The organism is Pseudarthrobacter sp. C1, from assembly GCF_034720455.1.
GTDB lineage: Bacteria > Actinomycetota > Actinomycetes > Actinomycetales > Micrococcaceae > Arthrobacter.
The window spans coordinates 155,322-175,077 of record NZ_JAYESK010000001.1 but is presented as its reverse complement, the minus strand read 5'-3'; the positions used below and the strand labels follow the sequence as shown (position 1 = coordinate 175,077).

Genomic DNA, 19,756 nt, shown 5'->3' with positions numbered 1-19,756 from the left:
CGGAAGGTTCTGGGATGATCCAGGGGATCAGGCGGCTTTACGGGCGGAGGTCATCAGTTTCATCAGGCTTTCCTGGCTGGCCTCGTCTTTGTTCAGGACACCTGTGATGGCGCCTTCGAAAATGGTGTAGATGCGGTCTGACAGGCCAAGGAGTTCCGGGAGTTCCGAGGAGATCACGATGACTCCCTTGCCCTGGTTGGCCAGTTGCTGGATGATGCCGTAGATCTCGTACTTGGCGCCAACGTCGATGCCGCGGGTGGGTTCGTCCAGGATCAGGAGGTCGGGGTCGGTGAACATCCACTTGGCGAGGACCACCTTCTGCTGGTTGCCGCCGGAAAGTTTCGCGACTCCTTCCTCCACCGACGGAGTCTTGGTGCGCAGCGACTTGCGGTACTGCTCCGCCACGGTGAATTCCTGGTTCGGGTCCACTACGAAATTACGGCTGATCTTGCGAAGGTTGGCCGACACGGTGGTGGTCTTGATGTCGTCCAGCAGGTTCAGTCCCAGCGACTTGCGGTCTTCGGTGACGTAGCCCAGCCCGGCATCGATGGCCTGCCGGACGGACTTAAGGGTGATTTCCTTTCCGTCCTTGTAGATGTGGCCGCTGATGAAGCGGCCGTAGGAACGGCCGAAAACGGAGCGGGCGAGTTCGGTGCGGCCCGCGCCCATCAGGCCGGCGAACCCCACGATCTCGCCGCGGCGGACGAAGAAGCTTGAGTTCTTGCAGACCAGCCGGTCCTGCACATTGGGATGTGCAACGGTCCAGTCCTTGACCTCGAAGAACACGTCGCCGATTTTGGGCGTGTGGTCCGGGAACCGGGATTCGAGCGCGCGGCCCACCATGCCCTTGATGATGCGGTCCTCGTCCACGCCGTCGGCCTTCACGTTCAGCGTTTCGATGGACTTGCCGTCACGGATGATGGTGATCTCATCGGCGATCTGCTCGATCTCGTTGAGCTTGTGGGAAATGATGATGCTGGTGATGCCCTTGGCTTTCAGGCCCAGCATCAGGTCCAGCAGGTGCTGGGAATCAGACTCGTTCAAAGCGGCCGTGGGCTCGTCCAGGATGAGGATCTTCACGGACTTGTTCAGGGCCTTGGCGATTTCCACCAGCTGCTGCTTGCCTACGCCGATTTCCTTGATGGGCGTTTCCGGGTCCTCCCGCAGGCCCACGCGGGCCAGCAGGTCAAGGGAACGAAGCCGCGCTTCTGCCCAGTCGATGACGCCGCGCTTGGTGGGCTCGTTGCCCAGGAAGATGTTCTCCATAATGGACAGTTCCGGGATCAGCGCGAGTTCCTGGTGGATGATCACGATGCCGGCATGTTCGCTGGCCCGGATGTCCCGGAACTGCTGCACCTGGCCCTGGTAGACGATGTCGCCGTCGTAGCTGCCGTACGGGTAGACGCCGGAGAGGACCTTCATCAGGGTGGATTTGCCGGCGCCGTTTTCGCCGCAGATGGCGTGGATTTCCCCGGCCTTCACGCGCAGGCTCACGTTGTCCAACGCTTTAACGCCGGGGAATTCCTTGGTGATGGACCGCATCTCAAGGATGATCGGTTCCGTTTGCGTGGTCTGGGACGTCATGAACCCTAACCCTCCAATGCAATGACTTCTTTGTCCGGCCGGCAAAGCGCAGGGCCGTCTGATCCAAAAGTAAACTGGATCACTGCTGTTGTCGTCAAGTCTTTAACGCAAACCGGGCATAACGAAACGGTCTACGTCTTGCGGATTCCGGCATGCTGGAACACCAGGGCGGCCGCCCCGAGCGCTTCCGCCCGGTCCCCCAGGGAGGACATGGCAAGGGTTGTGGTCTCGCCGATGACAGGCACCGCGTGCCTGATGAGACCCCGCCTGATCGGGTCCAGGAGAATGTCGCCGAGGCCTGCCAGCGGGCCTCCCACCACTATCACTTCCGGGTTGATCAGGTTGGCCACGTTGCCCAGGGCGCGGCCTACGGCGAGGCCTGCATCGTCGATCACCCGGAGCGTGGCGGAGTCCCGTGCCAGGGCCTTGCGAACGATGTCCGCGGGCGTCAGCGGCCGGTCTTCACCGCGGCTGAGGAGTTCGATCATGGTGGTGGTGGAGGCGATGGTTTCCAGGCATCCGCGGTTGCCGCAGCGGCACACCAATCCCTGTTCGTGGATGGTGGCGTGGCCAATTTCGCCGGTGATTCCCACGTTCCCGTAGTAGGGGGCGCCGTTGAGGATAAGTCCGGCACCGATGCCGGATCCGATCTTGAGGAACAGCAGGTTACTGACCCCCGAATGGTGCCCCCAGGTCACCTCTGACCAGGCGCCCAGATTGGCGTCGTTGTCAACAAAAACCGGGATTTTTAGCGTTTCTTCAAGGTATTGGAGGATGTTGATGCCCACCCATTCCGGCAGGATGGCCCCCTGCGCCACCGTCCCGGTGCGCCGGTCGATGGGACCGGGAATTCCGACGCCGGCACCCACCACGGCCGTGCGTTCGACACCGCTTTCCCGCAGCAGTTTCTCCAACAGGGCCATTGCCGCCTGGACCCCTTCTTCGGCCTGGTGGCCAAGGGGAAGCATCACGGATTCCTCCGCGATCACGTGGTAACTGAGCGAGGCCAGGACCACGCGGAGGTGCCGTCGCCCGAAGTCGATGCCTACGGCCACGGCACCGTTGCTGTTCAGCCGGACGTTCAGTGCGCGGCGGCCGGAACTGGTGGTAGGTTCCGCCGATGCCAGGCCGGAATCCAGCATGATCTTGACGATGTTGGAAACCGTCGCCGTGGAGAGGCCTGTCTGCCGGGCAAGTTCGGCCTGCGTGGCGGGGCCGACCATCAGGGTTTCAATGATCCGTTGTTGGTTCAGCTGCCGCAGGGCGGATTGGGAGCCGGGATTCTTGGGCTTGCTCCTCGTTGAGCGCGGGATTGCGGACATGCTAAGAAGATTGCCCTATCCCCAGTCTTGTAGTCAAGAAGTTAACGCATCGGATGGATTTGATCCCTTTATGGACGGGTAAGTCAATCCGCCCTCCGATGGGTGCTGGAGGGTGCAAACAGTCCTGGGGGCACGGCTGAGGCCTCGCTACTCTGGACAGAGGGCCCCACCCGGAGGCCCCGGATATGGAAGGTGGGCCAGTGCTGCTGGCAGTTCTGCAGGCTAACTCCAAGGTCCTCGACATTGAGGCCAACTGCCGCACGATCGCCGCTGCCGCCCGGGATGCGGCTGCCCGTGGGGCGGCAGTCCTGGTCACCCCTGAGCTCTTCCCCGTGGGCTATGCCCCGCGCCGGGTGCGCACGGAACTGGAGCCTTCCCTCCTGCCGGCGCTCCAGGAGCGGCTGGCCGGGATCGCACGCGACAACGGCATCGCACTGGTCTACAGCCTTCCCCGCCTCTCCGGGCAGGGGGACTGGCAGATCGGCGCCACCCTTGTGGACGCAAGGGGCAACAACCTGCTCAGCTATGGCAAGGTGCACCTGTTCGGCCCCGACGAGCGGGCGGCCTTCAGCCCCGCCGGGGAACGGCCCGGTGTGGTGGATTTCAACGGGATACCCACCTCGATGGTGATCTGCTACGACGTCGAATTTCCGGAGTCCGTGCGGGCCGCGGCCGTGGGCGGGGCGGAGCTGCTGCTGGTCCCCACCGCGCTGGCGCACGGCTTCGACGACGTCCCGCAGGTCCTGCTCCGTGCGCGGGCACTCGAGAGCCAGCTGACCATCGCCTACGCCAACCACTCCGGGGAGGAGGACGGGTGCAGGTTCCTCGGCGGCAGCGTTGTTGCAGGGCCCGACGGCGGGCTGCTGGCGGAGGCAGGCGGGGAGCCGCAGCTTCTTTACGCCGAGGTGGATCCTGGCGCCGCCGCCCGTGAGCGCCGGGCCGTTCCGTACCTGGATGAGCGCCGCCCGGACGTCTACCGGTCCTGGTGCCTCTGAACCGGGCCCACAGCTACGCGCTGTCCCGCACCGGGCCGTCCGGTGCAGCGTCCTCCGCGTACTGCAGCGCGATCCACAGCTCGGCCCTGGCCTGGGCCTGCCCCAGATCCATGCCCAGCAGCTCCGCCACGGCATTGATCTGGCGGCGCACGCTGTTCCGGTGCAGCCCAAGGTCCTTGGCGGTGGCGTCCCAGCTTCCGTGGGCGGCCAGCCAGGACCGAAGGAGCCGTAGCTGCGAGGCCCGGCGTTCGGCGTCGAGCTCCAGGACGGGCGCGAGAATGCGCGCGGCCAGCAGGGCGCCCGCATCGCTGCCCAGCAGGCCGGTAACGGACCACGTCAGCTCCTCTTCCCTGAGGCTCCTTCCTGCCGCCGCCACGCGCGGGCGCAGGGCGCTGGCCCTCCGGTACGCGTCGGCGAGGCCTGGCAGCCCCGTGGGTTCACCCACCACCAGCCGCCAGCCCAGCTGTTCCACCTCGGACAGCAGTGGCTCGTCCACTTTGAGCCGCGTCACGGCCGTGAACCCATAATCGGTGAGCTCCACCATTTTGGTGTCGAACAGCCTGCGCCATTGGAGCAGCTCCCGCACCGGCCCGTCGGCTGCAGGGGCGGCAGCGGCCTGTGCCCGGACCCCCTGGACCACCCGGACCTGGCCTTGCCTGGTTCCCGAGACGCTTTGGGCCAGCAAGTCCTGAAGGCTGCCCAGCCCGCGGCTGTTGCCGTCGGACAGGCTCTCCGGGTGGAGGAGCAGGGCTGTGGCCAGCTGGCTGGGGGCCAGGGAGCCGCTGGTCCGCTGCCGCACGAGCAACTCCAGCAGGCCCACCACGGAGGACACCACATTGTTCTGCGCCGGGGTGAGCGGCCTGCCCGTGCCCAGCACCAGGCTGCCGAGCGTGGCGTCCCTGGTGCTCCGGAGCGGGTGGCCGAACACCAAGGTAGATCCTTCGGACGTTTCCAGTGTTTCCGTCTCCACGCGGGGGCCGCTGCCGCTGAGGAGCCGCTTGAGCAGCGGCTGCAGCTGGGAGAGCCCGACGGCGGCCCCCGCCCGGGCGCGCACCCTCCCGTCCGTGCCCACAAGGACGGCCCATACGGGAACACGCTGGATCAGCGCCGCCAGCAGCTCGTGTTCCGGCCGGGCGGAAAGGACCGCCCTCATGAGGTGCCGGTTGGTCTCCGCCAACTGGCGGAACACCTGCGCGTTGCCGGATTCGAGGAGCTTGGAAAACTCAAGGCCCAGGGCGGCGAAGGGAACGGTGGCCGGGACCTCCACGAGGGTGAGCCCGTGCTGCCGGCAGGCCGCCACCACGTGGGCGGGTACGGCGTCGTAATACGGCTCCAGGCCGAAGCCCAGGGCCGCAACCCCGGCAGCCACGAGCCGCCGGACGTACTCATCCGCCCTCGCGGGGCCGCTGCCGCCGCCCTCACGGAAGGGCAGTCCGGCCGTGAGGACGAATTCGCCGTCGAGCAGGTACGGCGTGGGGTCCTCCAGTTCGCTGGGTTCCACCCAGCGCAGCGGTGCCTGCCCGTTGCCGGCGTCGTTCAGCACCACCACTTCGCGCGGCAGGGCTGCCAGGAACCGTTCCAGCGTTACGGCGTCCAGCTGGTCCGGGCGGTCACTGGCGGATGGTGCATTGCGTCTCATGAATGAAGACTATAGGTCACTTTGCACATCGTTGAGATGCTCCTCACAACCCTACGCTGGGGGAGGGGAAACCAGTTCAACCATTCACCGACACGAACGGACGTCAACGATGACTGTGCCTACACTCTCCGGTCACGCACCGGCCGGCAGCAGCGGAACAAGCGGCCGCCCGACCCTGGCCGCGCAACTGCTGCGCCGCAAACCCATCGCCCAGATGGTCAGCGAGGCGGCAAGCAACGACGGCGGCCCCCGCCTGGTCCGCAGTTTCGGGGTGCTTCAGCTGACCATGATCTCCGTGGGCGCAACCCTTGGCACCGGCATCCTGGTGATCCTGGGCGAATCCGTTCCGCTGGCCGGGCCCGCCATCTGGATTTCCTTCGCGATCGCCGGCCTGGCAGCGCTGCTGTCCGCTGTTTCGTATGCCGAGATGGCAGGGATGGTCCCGGTGGCAGGCTCCAGCTACTCCTATACCTACGCCACCATGGGCGAGGGGATGGCGTGGATCTGCGGCTGGTGCCTGGTGCTGGAGTACGCGGTGTCCGTCGCCGCAGTCGCCGTGGGCGCGGGGCAGTATGTGAATGAAGCGCTGGCGGTGTTCGGTTCCGTCCTCCCGGACGCGGTGTCCCAGCCGCCCGGGGACGGCGGCCTGGTCAACGTCCCGGCCATGGTCATCGTGGTGCTCGCAACGATCCTCCTGGTCCGCGGCGCGAAGGAGAGCGCCTGGATCAACACGTCCATCGTGGTGGTGAAGGTGGGCATCCTGCTGTTCTTCTGCGTCGTAGCCTTCACTGCGTTCAACGCCGGAAACTTCGAGCCGCTGCTGCCGATGGGCGCAGCCGGCGTCTCAGCCGCCGCCTCCCGGGTGTTCTTCTCCTACATCGGGTTCGATGCCGCCTCCACCGCAGGCGAAGAAGCCCGCGACCCCAAGCGCGACCTGCCCCGCGCCATCATGCTCTCCATGCTGATCGTCACCACCATCTACGTCCTGGTTGCGGTTGCCGCCATCGGCGCACGGCCGTGGGGCTGGTTCGACGGGACCGAGGCCGCCCTGGTGAAGATCCTTGAGGAAACCACAGGCCAGCCGTGGATTGCCCTGGTCTTCGCGGTGGGCGCCGTCCTGGCCATCGCCAGCATCGTCCTCACCGTGCTGTACGGGCAGACGCGCATCCTGCTGTCGATGGCCCGCGACGGCCTCATTCCGAAAATCTTCGGCCGCGTTTCCCGCCGCACCGGCACCCCCGTTGCCGGCACGCTCCTGGTGGGCATCGCCGTCGCGCTCACTGCCGGCCTTGTGCCGCTCGGCGCGCTCGCGGACGCCACCAGCATCGGCACCCTGTTCGCCTTCGCACTGGTGAACGTCGCCGTCGTCTACCTCCGCCGTACCCGGCCGGAGCTGGAGCGGACCTTCCGCGTGCCGCTCTTCCCGCTCACGCCCATCCTCGGGGCCGCCATGTGCGCCTACCTGATGGCCAACCTCGGCGCAGACACCTGGGTGGTCTTTGCCCTCTGGATGCTGGTGGGCGCTGCCGCCTACTTCGGCTACGGCCGGCGGAACTCGCGGCTGGCGGCCCTCAGCAACGAGGAATACCGTGGACTTGCCGGACCGCAACTTTCACCACAGCCCACCCCCGAACCGTCAAAGGCAGAACTTCCATGACCACCGCCACCGAACTGCCGGCCTCAGATCCGTCCAGCACCACGGCCACCCGGGCCGCCGGCCCTACGGCAGACGGTGCCGCCGCCGGCCCCGTCACCATGCTGAACCCGGACTTTCCGTTCAGCTACGACCATTACCTGGCCCACCCGGACGGCCTGGGCTCTGTTCCACCTGAACTGCTGGGGACCGAGGTGGCCGTCATCGGGGCGGGCCTGTCCGGCCTGGTCGCCGCCTACGAGCTCATGAAGCTCGGACTGCGGCCGGTGGTCTATGAAGCGGACCAGATCGGCGGGCGCCTCCGCACCGCCTCATTCCCCGCGGCGCCCGGAGTGGTGGCGGACCTCGGCGGCATGCGGTTCCCGGAATCCGGCAAGGCGTTCTACCACTACGTGGACCTGCTGGGGCTGGACACCCAGGAGTTCCCCAACCCGCTGTCCCCGGCCACGTCCAGCACCGTGATTGAGCTGGCCGGCAAGAAGCACTATGCGGAAAAGCCCGGCGACCTGCCGCCGTTCTTCAGGGAAGTGGCGGACGCCTGGAAGGCCGCCGTCAACGACGGCGCCAAGTTCGTCGAGATGCAGGAAGCCATCCGAGCCCGCGACACGGCCCGGATCAAGGAACTCTGGAACGGCCTGCTGCCGCTGATGGACGAACAGACCTTCTACGGCTTCATCGCGGCCAGCGAGTCCTTCAAGGAGGCGGGCTTCGCACACCGGGAGGCCTTCGGCCAGGTGGGTTTCGGCACCGGCGGATGGGACACCGACTTCCCGAACTCCATCCTGGAGATCCTCCGCGTGGTCTACACCGACGCGGACGACCAGCACCGCCTCATCAGCGGCGGAGCGCAGAGGCTGCCCGAGGCACTGTGGCAGCACGCGCCGTCGGGCATGGTGCACTGGCCGGACGGAACGTCCCTGGCCTCCCTGCACTCCGGTTCGCCCCGCGGCGCAGTCGGCCGGATCAGCCGCGACGCCGACGGCAACCTGCGGATCCGCGAACGGTGGGGCCGCGAAGCCACCTACCCCGCAGTGGTGGCCACATGCCAGTCCTGGCTGCTGTCCACGCGCATCCACACCGAGGAGGCGCTGTTCCCCGCCGAACTGTGGACAGCGATCGAACGCTCGCACTACATGCAGTCCTCCAAGACGTTCGTCATGGTGGACCGGCCGTTCTGGAAGGACATCGACCCGGACACCGGCAACGAGGTCTTGTCCATGACGCTGACCGACCGGCTCAACCGCGCCACCTACCTGTTGGACAACGGCCCGGACAAGCCCGCCGTCATCCTGCTCTCCTACACGTGGAACGACGACGCACTGAAGTGGCTGGCGCTGGACGCTGACGAACGCGTGGAACTGATGCTGCACTCGCTCGAGCAGATCTACCCGGGCGTGGACATTGCCGGCCACATCGTGGGCCAGCCCATTACGGTGTCCTGGGAGGCCGACCCCAACTTCATGGGCGCCTTCAAGGCAAACCTGCCCGGCCATTACCGGTACCAGCAGCGGCTGTTCACCCACTTCAAGCAGGACGCGCTGCCGGCCTCCCAGCGCGGGATCTTCCTGGCCGGCGACGACGTCTCCTTCACCGCCGGCTGGGCGGAAGGCGCCGTGACCACCGGCCTTAACGCCGTGTGGGGCGTGGTGAACCACCTGGGCGGCTCGTCAGCGCCGGGCAACCCGGGTCCGGGCGAGCTGCTGGACGCGATCGGGCCGATCAGCCTCGATTAAGCGTGCAGCTCCCGGTGGGCCCGGGCCAGTTCAACGTAGCGTGCGGCGTTGGCCCGGACGCCGTCGTACTCTTCGTCGGTGAGTTCCCGGCGGACCTTTCCCGGAACGCCCGCCACGAGCGAGCGGGGCGGGACAACGGTGCCTTCGAGCACCACGGCGCCGGCCGCTACCAGCGAGCCGGCGCCGATCACTGCGCCGTTGAGCACTGTTGCGCCCATGCCGATCAGGCAGTCGTCCTCCACAGTGCAGCCATGGACGACGGCGGCGTGCCCCACGCTGACGCGTTCGCCCACCGTGCAGGGGAAGCCTGGGTCCGCGTGCAGCACCACATTGTCCTGCAGGTTGCTGCCCTCGCCCACGGTGATGACGGCGGTGTCAGCCCGCACGGAGACGCCGTAAAAGGCGCTGGAATCCCGGGCGAGGGTGGCGTTGCCGATGATCGACGCCGTGGGTGCGACAAAGGCGGAATCGTGGACAGCCGGGGTGTTTCCGGCGAAAGGGTAAAGAGGAGCCATGCGCCAAGCCTAGGACACCTACGCCCCACCCCAACCAGGTAGCGCCAAGTGTCCGTTTTGAAACCTCAAAACGACACTTGGCGCTACCTGGTTGGGTTCGGGGTTACCTGCGGTGAGGGGTGCGCAGGACCAGGAACTGGTAGTGCTGCGTCCAGTGCCCGGCGCCGGGGCCGGACTCGGCGCCTGTTCCCTCCGGCCACGTGACAAAGTCCTCGACCCTGCCGTGGCGGCCAAAGACTTCCCGGACCGTGGCGTCGCTGCGGCGGCTGAAAAAGCGGGGCTCGCCGTCGTCGTCCTCCGGATTCAGCACCTCTTCATCCTCACCGGACCAGAGGCCGACGGCGATCGGGGCGCCGGGCGCGGCGACCCGCACCAGCTCGGCCAGGACGGCATCGATCTCGCTGGCGGGAATGTGCAGCAGCGTGCTCATGGTCCACAGGGCAGGGAAGGCGCCGCTGGGGAACGGCAGGGCCCGGACGCTGGCCACCGAGACGTCAAGGCCCCGCGCCCTGGCCCGGCGGACCTGCCCTTCGGCGAGGTCCACGCCCGTGTAGTGGATGCCGGCCTCAACGAACTTCAGGCCGTCGAGCCCGGTCCCGGTCCCCACTTCCAGGACGGAATGCCGCCCTTCGGACTTCAGCAGGGCAATAAAGCGGTCGCGTTGCTCCACACGGCTATGCGACGGCGGGTAGTCAGCCCCGGAGGCTGCACGGCGGTTGTAGAAGTCGGCGAGGCGCCGCTCGGCATCCGTAGTGGCTGGATCCATCCCGCCTCCCCGCCTTCTTTAAGACGGCCGTCAGTTAAAGACGACGGTCCGGTTGCCGTCCAGGAGCACGCGGTGCTCTGCGTGCCACTGCACCGCCTGGACCAGGGTGCGGCCTTCGACGTCCCTGCCCATCTGCACGAACTGTTCCGGCGTCCGCGCGTGGTCCACCCGGATGACTTCCTGCTCGATGATGGGACCCTCGTCCAGCGCCGCTGTCACGTAGTGGGCGGTGGCGCCGATGAGCTTCACACCGCGGGCATGCGCCTGGTGGTAGGGCTTGGCACCCTTGAAGGACGGCAGGAAGGAGTGGTGGATGTTGATGGCCTTGCCGGTCAGCTCCGTGCAGAGCTCATCGGAGAGGATCTGCATGTAACGGGCCAGGACGGTCAGCTCGATGTCGTGCTCGGCCATGATGGCGCGGAGTTTGTCCTCCGCCTGGGCCTTGGTGTCCGGGGTGACCGGGATGTAGTGGAACGGGATGCCGTAGAACTCAGCGAGCCCGGCAAGGTCCTGGTGGTTGGAAACGATGGCGGGGATCTCGATGGGCAGCGTCCCGGAGCGCTGCTGGAACAGGAGGTCGTTGAGGCAGTGGGCAGAGGTACTGGCCATGACCAGGGTGCGCACTTTCTGGCCCACGGTGTTGAGGCTCCACTGCATCCCGAACGCCTCGGCCACCGGCTCAAGGGCAGCGCGCAGCTCGGACTTGGCCGCCGCCGTCGTCACCTCTACCCGCATGAAGAAGTTGCCCGTGGCAGGGCTGCCGTACTGCTGCGAATCCGTAATATTGCAGCCCGCCACCAGCAGGGCGCCGGCCACCGCGTGGACAATTCCGGGACGGTCCGGGCAGGACAGGGTAACTACGTAGGCTTGGTTCAGCTGCTCTTCACTCACGCGTACAAGCCTACCCGCGCTGCGGCGCCCGGGTTTGGTACGCTGAGAGGGTCGCAACTGGCGTTGGGTGGCTAACCACCAGGGAGCGGCAATCACGAAGACCACGGATCGTACGCCTGGGCCGAGGGTCATGTCTTGCCGGATTTGGGGCTGCACCTGCGTCAGTACTGCAGCACCATGCCTGCAGCTTCCAGCGCGCTGTCATCAGTGCGGTGTGAAGGTGCGCCAGCCGGTAGCCTGACCTTAGCAGTGCCCGTACGCCTAGCCAGGAGTTCTTTCGTGACTACAGCCACCTCCACTACCGCCGTCAGCAACCAGCCGCTGGCCGAGCTCGACCCCGAAATCGCAGCAGTCCTTGACCAGGAGCTCGGCCGCCAGCGCGGCACCCTGGAAATGATCGCCTCCGAGAACTTCGCCCCCCGCGCCGTCATGGAAGCCCAGGGCTCCGTCCTCACGAACAAGTATGCCGAGGGCTACCCGGGCCGCCGCTACTACGGCGGCTGCGAATACGTGGACATTGCCGAGCAGCTGGCCATCGACAGGGTCAAGGCCCTGTTCGGCGCCGAGTACGCAAACGTCCAGCCGCACTCAGGCGCCCAGGCCAACGCCGCGGCCCTGTCCGCCATGATCACTCCCGGCGACAAGATCCTGGGCCTGTCCCTGGCGCACGGCGGCCACCTGACCCACGGCATGAAGCTGAACTTCTCCGGCAAGCTGTACAAAGTTGCTGCCTACCAGGTTGAGGAAGACAACTTCCGCATCGACATGGACAAGCTCCGCGAACAGGCCATCGCCGAGAAGCCGCAGGTCATCATCGCCGGCTGGTCCGCCTATCCGCGCCACCTGGACTTCGCTGCCTTCCGCTCCATCGCCGACGAGGTCGGGGCCCTTCTCTGGACCGACATGGCCCACTTCGCCGGCCTGGTTGCCGCCGGACTGCACCCGAGCCCGGTTCCGCACTCCGACGTCGTCACCTCCACAGTGCACAAGACCCTCGCCGGGCCGCGCTCCGGCGTGATCCTGGCCAAGCAGGAGTGGGCCAAGAAGCTCAACTCCAGCGTCTTCCCGGGCCAGCAGGGCGGCCCGCTGATGCACGTGATCGCAGCCAAGGCCGTGGCCTTCAAGATCGCCGGCACCGAGGAATTCAAGGAGCGCCAGGAGCGCGTCCTGGAAGGCGCCAGGATCATCGCCGACCGCCTCAACCAGGCGGACGTCGCCGACGCCGGCGTCTCCGTCCTGACCGGCGGCACTGACGTGCACCTGGTCCTTGTCGACCTCCGCAACTCCCAGCTGGACGGACAGCAGGCCGAAGACCTCCTGCACTCGGTGGGCATCACCGTGAACCGCAACGCCGTTCCGTTCGACCCCCGCCCCCCGATGGTCACCTCCGGCCTGCGCATCGGCACCCCGGCACTGGCCACCCGCGGATTCGGCGCCGCCGAGTTCACCGAGGTTGCCGAGATCATCGCCACCGCCCTGAAGGCCGGCACCGGTGCCGACGTCGAGTCCCTGCAGGCGCGCGTGGACAAGCTGGCCGCCGACTTCCCGCTGTACCCGCAGCACGAGCAGTGGTGACCCATGACTGAAACCACCCAGACCGCAAAGGTCCTTGACGGCAAGCTTGCCGCCGCCGCCATCAAGGCCGAGCTGGCCGAACGCGTGGCCGCACTCAAGGCCAAGGGCGTAACGCCCGGCATCGCAACCGTCCTCGTGGGAGCGGATCCGGCCTCGCAGCTGTACGTGTCCATGAAGCACAAGCAGTCCGCGGAAATCGGGATGAACTCGATCCAGCGCGAGCTGCCGGCCGATGCCACCCAGGAGCAGGTCGAGGCCCTCATTGACGAACTCAATGCGGACCCCGCCTGCCACGGATACATCGTCCAGCTGCCGCTGCCCAAGCACCTGGACACCGATGCGATCCTGGAGCGCATCGACCCCGCCAAGGATGCCGACGGCCTGCACCCCACCAACCTTGGCAAGCTGGTGCTCAACGTCAACGGGGAGATCACCTCGCCGCTGCCGTGCACGCCCCGCGGCGTGATCGAGCTCCTGGAGCGCAACGGCTACAGCCTCAAAGGCAAACATGTTGTGGTGGTGGGCCGCGGCGTCACCATCGGCCGCTCGATCGGGCTGCTGCTCACCCGGCGCGCCGTCAACGCCACGGTGACGCTGACGCACACGGGAACCGAGAACCTCCCGGAACTGCTGCGGCAGGCGGACGTCATTGTGGGCGCGGCCGGTGCCAAGCACATCGTCAAGGCCTCCGACGTGAAGCCCGGCGCGGCCGTGCTGGACGTGGGCGTCACCCGGGAAACCGATCCCGAGACCGGCAAGAGCCGGGTTTACGGTGATATCGACCCCGCCGTGGCCGAGGTGGCCGGCTGGATTTCACCGAACCCCGGAGGCGTCGGTCCCATGACCGTGGCGCTGCTGATGACGAACGTGGTGGAAGCCGCGGAACGCCAGGTGGCACAGAAGAGCGGCCCGGGAAGCGCCTAGCACCAGGCCAAAACAGCAAAGCACGACGGCGGCACGGCACCTTTCACACGGAAGCGGCCGTGCCGCCGTCGGACTTTTAAGCGCAGAAGTGGCACTCCCCTTCCACCTGCGCCGCAGCTCCACTAGTCTGCGGAGGGTGCACAACAAAGCCGCCGTGCCGCCGGGCGCAGCAGTCGGCCCTGCCCAGCCTGCCGCCGGGCCGCGAAGCGAAGACCACCGTACGGTCATTACGGCAGAGAACCTGACCAAGACCTACGGCGACGTGGCCGCCGTGGACGGAATCTCCTTCAGCGTCGCGGCGGGGGAGTCCTTTGGCCTGCTGGGCCCGAACGGTGCCGGCAAATCCACCACCATGAAAATGATCGGCGGCGTCACCCGGCGCACCTCCGGAAACCTCCGCATCCTGGGCCTCGACCCGGACTCGCACGGGCCCGAAGTGCGGGCGCACCTGGGCGTGGTGCCGCAGCAGGACAACCTGGATGAGGAGCTCCGGGTCCGGGACAACCTGCTGGTCTACGGGCGCTACTTCGGCCTGCCCATGAGCTACCTGAAGCCGAAGGCCGACGAACTGCTGGAATTCGCGCAGCTGACGGACAAGGCGAAATCCAAAGTGGACGCGCTGTCCGGCGGTATGAAGCGGCGGCTGACCATCGCGCGTTCGTTGATCAACGAACCCCGGATCCTTTTGCTGGACGAGCCCACCACCGGCCTGGATCCGCAGGCCCGGCACATCCTCTGGGACCGCCTGTTCCGGCTCAAGGAACAGGGCGTCACCCTTATCCTGACAACCCACTACATGGACGAGGCCGAGCAGCTTTGCGACCGGCTGATCGTGGTGGACAAGGGCAGGATCATGGCTGAGGGATCGCCCGCGCAGCTGATCCGCGAGCACTCCACCCGCGAGGTGGTTGAGCTGCGGTTCGGATCCGAGCGGAACACCACGATCGCCTCGGAGCTGCAGGGCATCGGGGAGCGGCTGGAGGTCCTCCCGGACCGGGTGCTGATTTACGCGCACGACGGCGAGTCCACCCTTGAGCAGGTGGCGTCCCGCGGCCTGCGGCCGCTGACATCACTGGTGCGGAGGTCCTCGCTGGAGGACGTGTTCCTGCGGTTGACGGGCAGAAGCCTAGTTGACTGACGGCACGGCAAGGGAGGCGTTGCGGGCCCACAGCCCGGACATTGCGGCTGCCAGGGCGCGGCGGTGGGGCGCGTTCTATTACGCAGAGCAGGTGCTGCGGGTGATGAAGGGCTACGGCTGGTCCATCATCATGTACAGCGTGGGCCACCCGGTGGCGTACCTGTTTGCCATGGGCGTGGGCCTGGCCACCCTTGTAGACGCGCAGGGCGCGGAGGCCTTCGGGGGAGTGGGCTACGTGACCTTTGTGGCCCCGGCGCTGCTGGTGTCCGCGTCCGTGATGACGGCCACCAACGAGTTCACGTTCCCCGTGATGGACGGGTTCAAATGGCGCCGCACCTACTACGGGCCGCACGCCTCGCCGCTGACTCCCCAGCAGATTGCGGCGGGCCACATCATGGCGGTGACCCTGCGCCTCCTGCTGCAGTCCGCCGTCTACTTCGCCGCTGTTGTCCTCTTCGGTGCCGCGCCCGGCGGCTGGGGCTGGGCCACCATCCTGGTGGCAACGCTCGCGGGCCTTTCCTTTGGCCTGCCGCTGATGGCGTACTCGGCCTCCATCACCGAGGACAAGGGCCAGTTTGCGCTGGTGATGCGGTTTATCGTGATGCCGCTCTTCCTGTTCTCCGGGACCTTCTTTCCGCTGGACAGCCTTCCCCTGGCGGTGCGCTGGGTGGGCTGGATCTCGCCCATCTGGCATGGCACCGAACTGGGACGGGTGTTCAGCTACGGGTACCAGCAGCCGCCGCTGCTCACCGTCCTCCACGCGGTGGTGCTCGTGGCCCCGGCGGCGCTGGGCTGGTTCCTGACCCGGCGGCAGTTCGCGGCAAGGATGGGCAGGTGAGCGCCGGGCTGCCAGTGAAAAGCGCGCCGGACCAGGCCCGTAGCAGGACGTTCGGGCCGCTGTATTCGCGCAACGCCAGGGCCGTCATTTCGCGCGGCCTGCTGGCCACCCGGAGCACAAACTGGCTGGTGATGCTCTCCGGGTTCTTCGAGCCGGTCCTGTTCCTCATCTCCATGGGGGTGGGGCTCGGCGCAATCGTGGGCTCCGTCCAGGGCCCAGGCGGCGGGGAGATCAGCTACGCCGCATACATTGCCCCGGCCCTGCTGGCAGTCTCGGCGATGAACGGCGCGGTCTACGACTCCACCTGGAACGTGTTCTTCAAAATGAACTTCGCGAAGCTGTACCAGGGCATGCTGTACACCTCGCTGGGGCCGCTGGACGTTGCCCTCGGGGAGATCTTCCTGGCGCTCCTGCGCGGCCTGCTCTACGCCATGGGTTTCACGGCGGTGATGGGGGTCATGGGATTGATCACCACACCCTGGGCGCTCCTGATGGTGCCTGCCTCCGTGCTGATCGCCTTCGGCTTCGCGAGCATCGGGATGGGGATCACCAGTTTCCTGAAGACCTTCCAGCAGATGGATTGGATCAACTTCGTGATGCTGCCCATGTTCCTGTTCAGCGCCACCTTCTACCCGCTGAGCGTCTACCCGCAGCCCATCCAGTGGCTCATCCAGGCCATGCCGCTCTGGCACGGCGTCGAACTGCTGCGCCAGATCAGCGTGGGCGCCTTCACCGCTGCCACCCCCGTCCACATCGGCTACTACCTGGTGATGACCGCCGTCGGCATGCTGCTCACCACGGTCCGCCTGCGCCAGCTCTTCCTGAGGTAGCCCCCCCAACTAGGTAGCGCTAAGTGTCGTTTTGGGGGTTCAAAACGACACTTGGCGCTACCTAGTTGGGAGGGAAGGGCGCTGTTCGCCGGAGGTGGAAGCCGGCAGGAGCACACCCGGGGGTTTGAGAGAATGGGTGCATGCAATCTCTGGGCAGCTCCAAATCATCCTCCAAACCCGCCAGGGGCGGATTCTCCATGTTCCGCATCAGCGGCCCGGGACTGATGGTCCTGGTCACCGCGTTCGTTGTGGCCGTGATCTTCGCCGCCAACCAGAACGACGTCGTGGGCTGGGTTGTTGCGGTCATCGCAGCCTTCTGGCTCGCGCTGGCCTGCTTTGTGGTGTTCAGCATCCAGAAGGCGGCAAAGAGGGCCGGCGCCAAGCTCAGCGAAGCCCAGAACGCGTTCACGTCCGCTGCAGGGCGCGGCCCCTACGCCGCAGCAGACCAGGGTGGAACCCGGGTTGTTGCCGAGCGCAGCCAGGCTGAGGAGGTCCGCGACCTCAAGCTGGACCACTCATTCAAGATTGTCCAGGTCCAGGTCCGCGTGGTGGAGGAGGAGCGCGCCAAGGGTGCCGCCGCCAACCAGGACACCATCCACCGGGCACTCGAAACCATTGAGATCACGGCCACCAACGCCAGGGACATGATCAAGTCCTCGGGCGGCAGTGGAGAGCCGGTCACCGGAACCATCATCGACTAGAGTGGAGCGGGTGAGCTCGGCATTGAACAAGGACCACCTTCGCATCGCATCCGTCAACGTCAACGGCCTCCGGGCTGCCTTCAAGAACGGCATGGCGGCATGGCTGGAGCCGCGCGGAGTGGACATCCTCTGCCTGCAGGAAGTCCGCGCCCCTGACGCCATCGTGCGCCAGCTGCTGGGCGAAGGCTGGCACATCCTGCACGCCGAGGCTGAGGCCAAGGGCCGGGCCGGCGTCGCTATCGCATCGCGTGAGGAGCCGCTGGAAACCCGCAACGGCATCGGTGACGACTACTTCGCCACCGCCGGGCGCTGGGTTGAGGCCGACTTCCGCTTACGGGATGCGGCGGGAGAACCCGTGCAGCTCACCGTGGCCAGTGCCTACGTCCACTCCGGCGAGGTGGGCACGGCGAAGCAGGATGACAAATTCAGGTTCCTGGAGGTCATGAGCACCAGGCTCCCGGAACTGACCAAGCACAGCGACCACGCCCTGGTGGTGGGCGACCTTAACGTGGCCCACACGCCGCTGGACATCCGCAACTCAAAAGCCAACGTCAAGAGGGCGGGCCACCTGCCGGAAGAACGCGCGTACTTTGACAGGTTCTTCGGCGAGGAAATCGGCTGGCATGACGTGCACCGCAACCTGGCTGGACCGGTTGACGGGCCATACACCTGGTGGTCGCAGCGCGGCAAGGCCTTTGACAATGACACCGGCTGGCGCATCGACTACCACCTGGCCACCCCGGCGCTGGCCGCCTCCGCGATCTCAGCGGTGGTGGACCGTGCGGCGTCGTGGGATACCCGCTTCTCCGACCATGCCCCGCTGGTAGTGGATTACCAGCTCTAAGCCCCGAAGGTTTCCTCCCACATGACTACCCCAACTTCGCCAGCCGCAAAGAAGCGCATCCTCTCCGGCGCCAAGCCCACGGCCGATTCCCTGCACCTGGGCAACTACATCGGCGCCGTCCGCAACTGGGTGGACATGCAGGCTGAGTACGACGCCGTCTTCTTCATCCCGGACCTGCACGCCATCACCGTGGACTTCGATCCGGCCGAGCTGGCCAAGCGCACCCGGATCGTTGCCGCGCAGTACATCGCAGCGGGCATCGATCCGGACAAGAGCATCTTTTTCGTCCAGTCCCACGTGCCCGAACATGCGCAGCTGGCCTGGGCATTGAACTGCATCACCGGTTTCGGCGAAGCCTCGCGCATGACCCAGTTCAAGGACAAGACCCAGAAGTCCGGCGCCGACGCCGCCACCCTGGGGCTTTTTGCCTATCCCACCCTCATGGCTGCGGACATCCTGCTGTACCAGACGGACCTGGTGCCGGTAGGCGAGGACCAGCGGCAGCACCTGGAGCTCACCCGGAACCTGGCGCAGCGCTTCAATACCCGCTTTGGTCCCACCTTCACCGTTCCCGAGGCGACCATCGTCAAGGAAAGCGCCAAGATCTACGACCTGCAGAACCCCAGCGCCAAGATGTCCAAGACCGGGGAATCACCTAACGGGATCATCCAGCTCCTGGAGGACCCGAAGATCGCGGCCAAGCGCATCAAATCGGCAGTGACGGATGCCGGAACTGAAATCCGGTTTGACCCGGAGGAGAAACCCGGCGTCTCCAACCTGCTCACTATTTACTCTTCCTTGACCGGAAAAACGGTGGCCGAGCTCGAAGCCGAGTACCAGGGCAAGATGTACGGCCATCTTAAAGTGGACCTTGCGGAGGTAATGGTGGACTTCATCACGCCCCTGCGGAACCGCACCAACGAGCTGATGGCGGATCCGGCCGAGCTGGACCGGCTGCTCGCACACGGGGCAGAGCGCGCCCGGGAAATTGCCTCAGTGACCCTCGCCCAGGTGTACGAGCGCATGGGTTTCCTTCCGTCCCTCAGCCTCGCCGGAGTCCACTAGCGCTATGTCCTCCAGCAAAGTCACCGCTAGGGAAGGCACCCGTTCCCCCCGCCGGACGGCGGGGACAGCAGCCAACCCCCACGGAGACCCAGCAGATCGTCGCGTTGCGCCGCATGCCCGCCCATCCCGGACGGAGGACATCAGCGTCGGCGTCATCCTTGGCTTTCCGGCCGACGTCGCGGCGGAGCTGCAGCGTTGGCGGGCGTCCTTCGGTGATCCCCTCGCGGACGTGGTTCCGGCCCACATCACCCTGGTGACCACTACCCCTACGAAGGATTGGGAGGCCACCCGCGAGCACGTGAGGGACGTCGCCCGCCGGCAGCGGCCCTTCACCGTCACCATCGCGGGAACGGGAACTTTCCGTCCGGTCTCGCCGGTGGTGTTCATCAACGTTGAGGACGGCTTCGAAGACTGCGTCGACTTGCACGAAAAGCTCCAGCAGGGTCCCCTGCACCGCGAGTTGCCGTTTGCCTACCACCCGCACGTCACCATCGCCCATGATGTGGCCCCGGAAAGCCTCGACGAAGCCGAAACGGTGCTGCGGAACTACAGAGCCACCTTCCCCGTGGTTAGCATGGGACTTTACGAGCACGATGCCAACGGCATCTGGCAGCTACGGGAAGAGCTGGATTTTGGGACCCAAACTGACAACGACGGCGGCGCCTGACTCACGGACCCCGTTGCGGCACCAGGCGAGGCAGCCCGAACGGCAGCCCCTTCCCACAGACCACGCCCATTTGAA

Annotated in this window: 18 protein-coding genes; 12 read left to right on the top strand and 6 right to left on the bottom strand. The window is 66.4% G+C overall.

What is annotated here, in order from left to right:
- Positions 1-27: 27 nt before the first annotated feature.
- Both mmsA and U7114_RS00770 read right to left on the bottom strand, forming a co-directional pair.
- Complete coding sequence (gene mmsA, locus U7114_RS00775) at positions 28-1,584, bottom strand: multiple monosaccharide ABC transporter ATP-binding protein (protein WP_157238770.1); 1,557 nt, start codon at positions 1,582-1,584, stop codon at positions 28-30.
- 131 nt (positions 1,585-1,715) lie between these two features.
- Entirely contained in the window at positions 1,716-2,906 is a 1,191-nt protein-coding gene (locus tag U7114_RS00770) for an ROK family transcriptional regulator (RefSeq protein WP_157238769.1), read from the bottom strand.
- 200 nt (positions 2,907-3,106) lie between these two features.
- Between U7114_RS00770 and U7114_RS00765 the strand changes: the two genes are divergently transcribed.
- Positions 3,107-3,901, top strand: a complete 795-nt coding sequence (locus U7114_RS00765) for a carbon-nitrogen hydrolase family protein (RefSeq protein ID WP_323056247.1) — start codon at positions 3,107-3,109, stop codon at positions 3,899-3,901.
- Positions 3,902-3,914: 13 nt separating this feature from the next.
- Here the strand turns inward: U7114_RS00765 and U7114_RS00760 are convergent, their stop codons facing one another.
- The gene (locus U7114_RS00760; RefSeq protein ID WP_323056246.1) at positions 3,915-5,540 is read right to left on the bottom strand and encodes a PucR family transcriptional regulator; all 1,626 of its coding nucleotides are present in this window, start codon (positions 5,538-5,540) and stop codon (positions 3,915-3,917) included.
- 109 nt (positions 5,541-5,649) lie between these two features.
- On the opposite strand from U7114_RS00760, the gene U7114_RS00755 reads away from it, so the two are divergent.
- Together U7114_RS00755 and U7114_RS00750 are read left to right on the top strand one after the other, a co-directional pair.
- Complete coding sequence (locus U7114_RS00755) at positions 5,650-7,197, top strand: amino acid permease (protein WP_321215697.1); 1,548 nt, start codon at positions 5,650-5,652, stop codon at positions 7,195-7,197.
- Positions 7,194-8,927 (top strand): flavin monoamine oxidase family protein, encoded by a 1,734-nt coding sequence (locus tag U7114_RS00750; protein ID WP_323056245.1) that lies wholly within the window; start codon positions 7,194-7,196, stop codon positions 8,925-8,927. The genes U7114_RS00755 and U7114_RS00750 overlap by 4 nt, the downstream gene beginning before the upstream one ends.
- Here the strand turns inward: U7114_RS00750 and U7114_RS00745 are convergent.
- The 3 genes from U7114_RS00745 to purU all read right to left on the bottom strand — a co-directional run bounded on the left by U7114_RS00745 (position 8,924) and on the right by purU (position 11,099).
- A complete protein-coding gene (locus tag U7114_RS00745) occupies positions 8,924-9,442 on the bottom strand; it encodes a gamma carbonic anhydrase family protein (protein ID WP_157238765.1) in 519 nt (172 codons plus the stop codon). The genes U7114_RS00750 and U7114_RS00745 overlap by 4 nt on opposite strands.
- A 103-nt stretch (positions 9,443-9,545) precedes the next feature.
- Positions 9,546-10,208 (bottom strand): class I SAM-dependent methyltransferase, encoded by a 663-nt coding sequence (locus U7114_RS00740; RefSeq protein ID WP_157238764.1) that lies wholly within the window; start codon positions 10,206-10,208, stop codon positions 9,546-9,548.
- 30 nt (positions 10,209-10,238) lie between these two features.
- Positions 10,239-11,099 (bottom strand): formyltetrahydrofolate deformylase, encoded by an 861-nt coding sequence (gene purU, locus U7114_RS00735; protein ID WP_321215700.1) that lies wholly within the window; start codon positions 11,097-11,099, stop codon positions 10,239-10,241.
- Between the two features lie 279 nt (positions 11,100-11,378).
- On the opposite strand from purU, the gene glyA reads away from it, so the two are divergent.
- The 9 genes from glyA (at position 11,379) to U7114_RS00690 (ending at position 19,681) form a co-directional block, all read left to right on the top strand.
- Positions 11,379-12,674, top strand: coding sequence for a serine hydroxymethyltransferase (glyA, locus tag U7114_RS00730; RefSeq protein WP_321215701.1), 1,296 nt, complete (start codon positions 11,379-11,381; stop codon positions 12,672-12,674).
- A gap of 3 nt (positions 12,675-12,677) precedes the next feature.
- Positions 12,678-13,598: a bifunctional methylenetetrahydrofolate dehydrogenase/methenyltetrahydrofolate cyclohydrolase gene (locus U7114_RS00725; protein WP_157238763.1), complete on the top strand. Its 921-nt coding sequence runs from the start codon at positions 12,678-12,680 to the stop codon at positions 13,596-13,598.
- Between the two features lie 136 nt (positions 13,599-13,734).
- Complete coding sequence (locus tag U7114_RS00720; protein WP_370460391.1) at positions 13,735-14,736, top strand: ABC transporter ATP-binding protein; 1,002 nt, start codon at positions 13,735-13,737, stop codon at positions 14,734-14,736.
- Positions 14,729-15,574 carry an ABC transporter permease gene (locus U7114_RS00715; RefSeq protein WP_157238762.1) on the top strand — a complete coding sequence of 282 codons (846 nt, stop codon included), beginning with the start codon at positions 14,729-14,731 and terminating at the stop codon, positions 15,572-15,574. The genes U7114_RS00720 and U7114_RS00715 overlap by 8 nt, the downstream gene beginning before the upstream one ends.
- Entirely contained in the window at positions 15,571-16,404 is an 834-nt protein-coding gene (locus U7114_RS00710) for an ABC transporter permease (protein WP_323056244.1), read from the top strand. The genes U7114_RS00715 and U7114_RS00710 overlap by 4 nt, the downstream gene beginning before the upstream one ends.
- A 140-nt stretch (positions 16,405-16,544) precedes the next feature.
- On the top strand, positions 16,545-17,105 hold the full coding sequence (locus tag U7114_RS00705; RefSeq protein ID WP_157238761.1) for a hypothetical protein: 561 nt from the start codon (positions 16,545-16,547) through the stop codon (positions 17,103-17,105).
- Positions 17,106-17,115: 10 nt separating this feature from the next.
- Complete coding sequence (locus tag U7114_RS00700) at positions 17,116-17,949, top strand: exodeoxyribonuclease III (protein WP_321215704.1); 834 nt, start codon at positions 17,116-17,118, stop codon at positions 17,947-17,949.
- A gap of 21 nt (positions 17,950-17,970) precedes the next feature.
- Entirely contained in the window at positions 17,971-19,014 is a 1,044-nt protein-coding gene (gene trpS, locus U7114_RS00695) for a tryptophan--tRNA ligase (protein ID WP_157238760.1), read from the top strand.
- Positions 19,015-19,018: 4 nt separating this feature from the next.
- Entirely contained in the window at positions 19,019-19,681 is a 663-nt protein-coding gene (locus tag U7114_RS00690) for a 2'-5' RNA ligase family protein (RefSeq protein WP_323056243.1), read from the top strand.
- Positions 19,682-19,756: the final 75 nt, after the last annotated feature.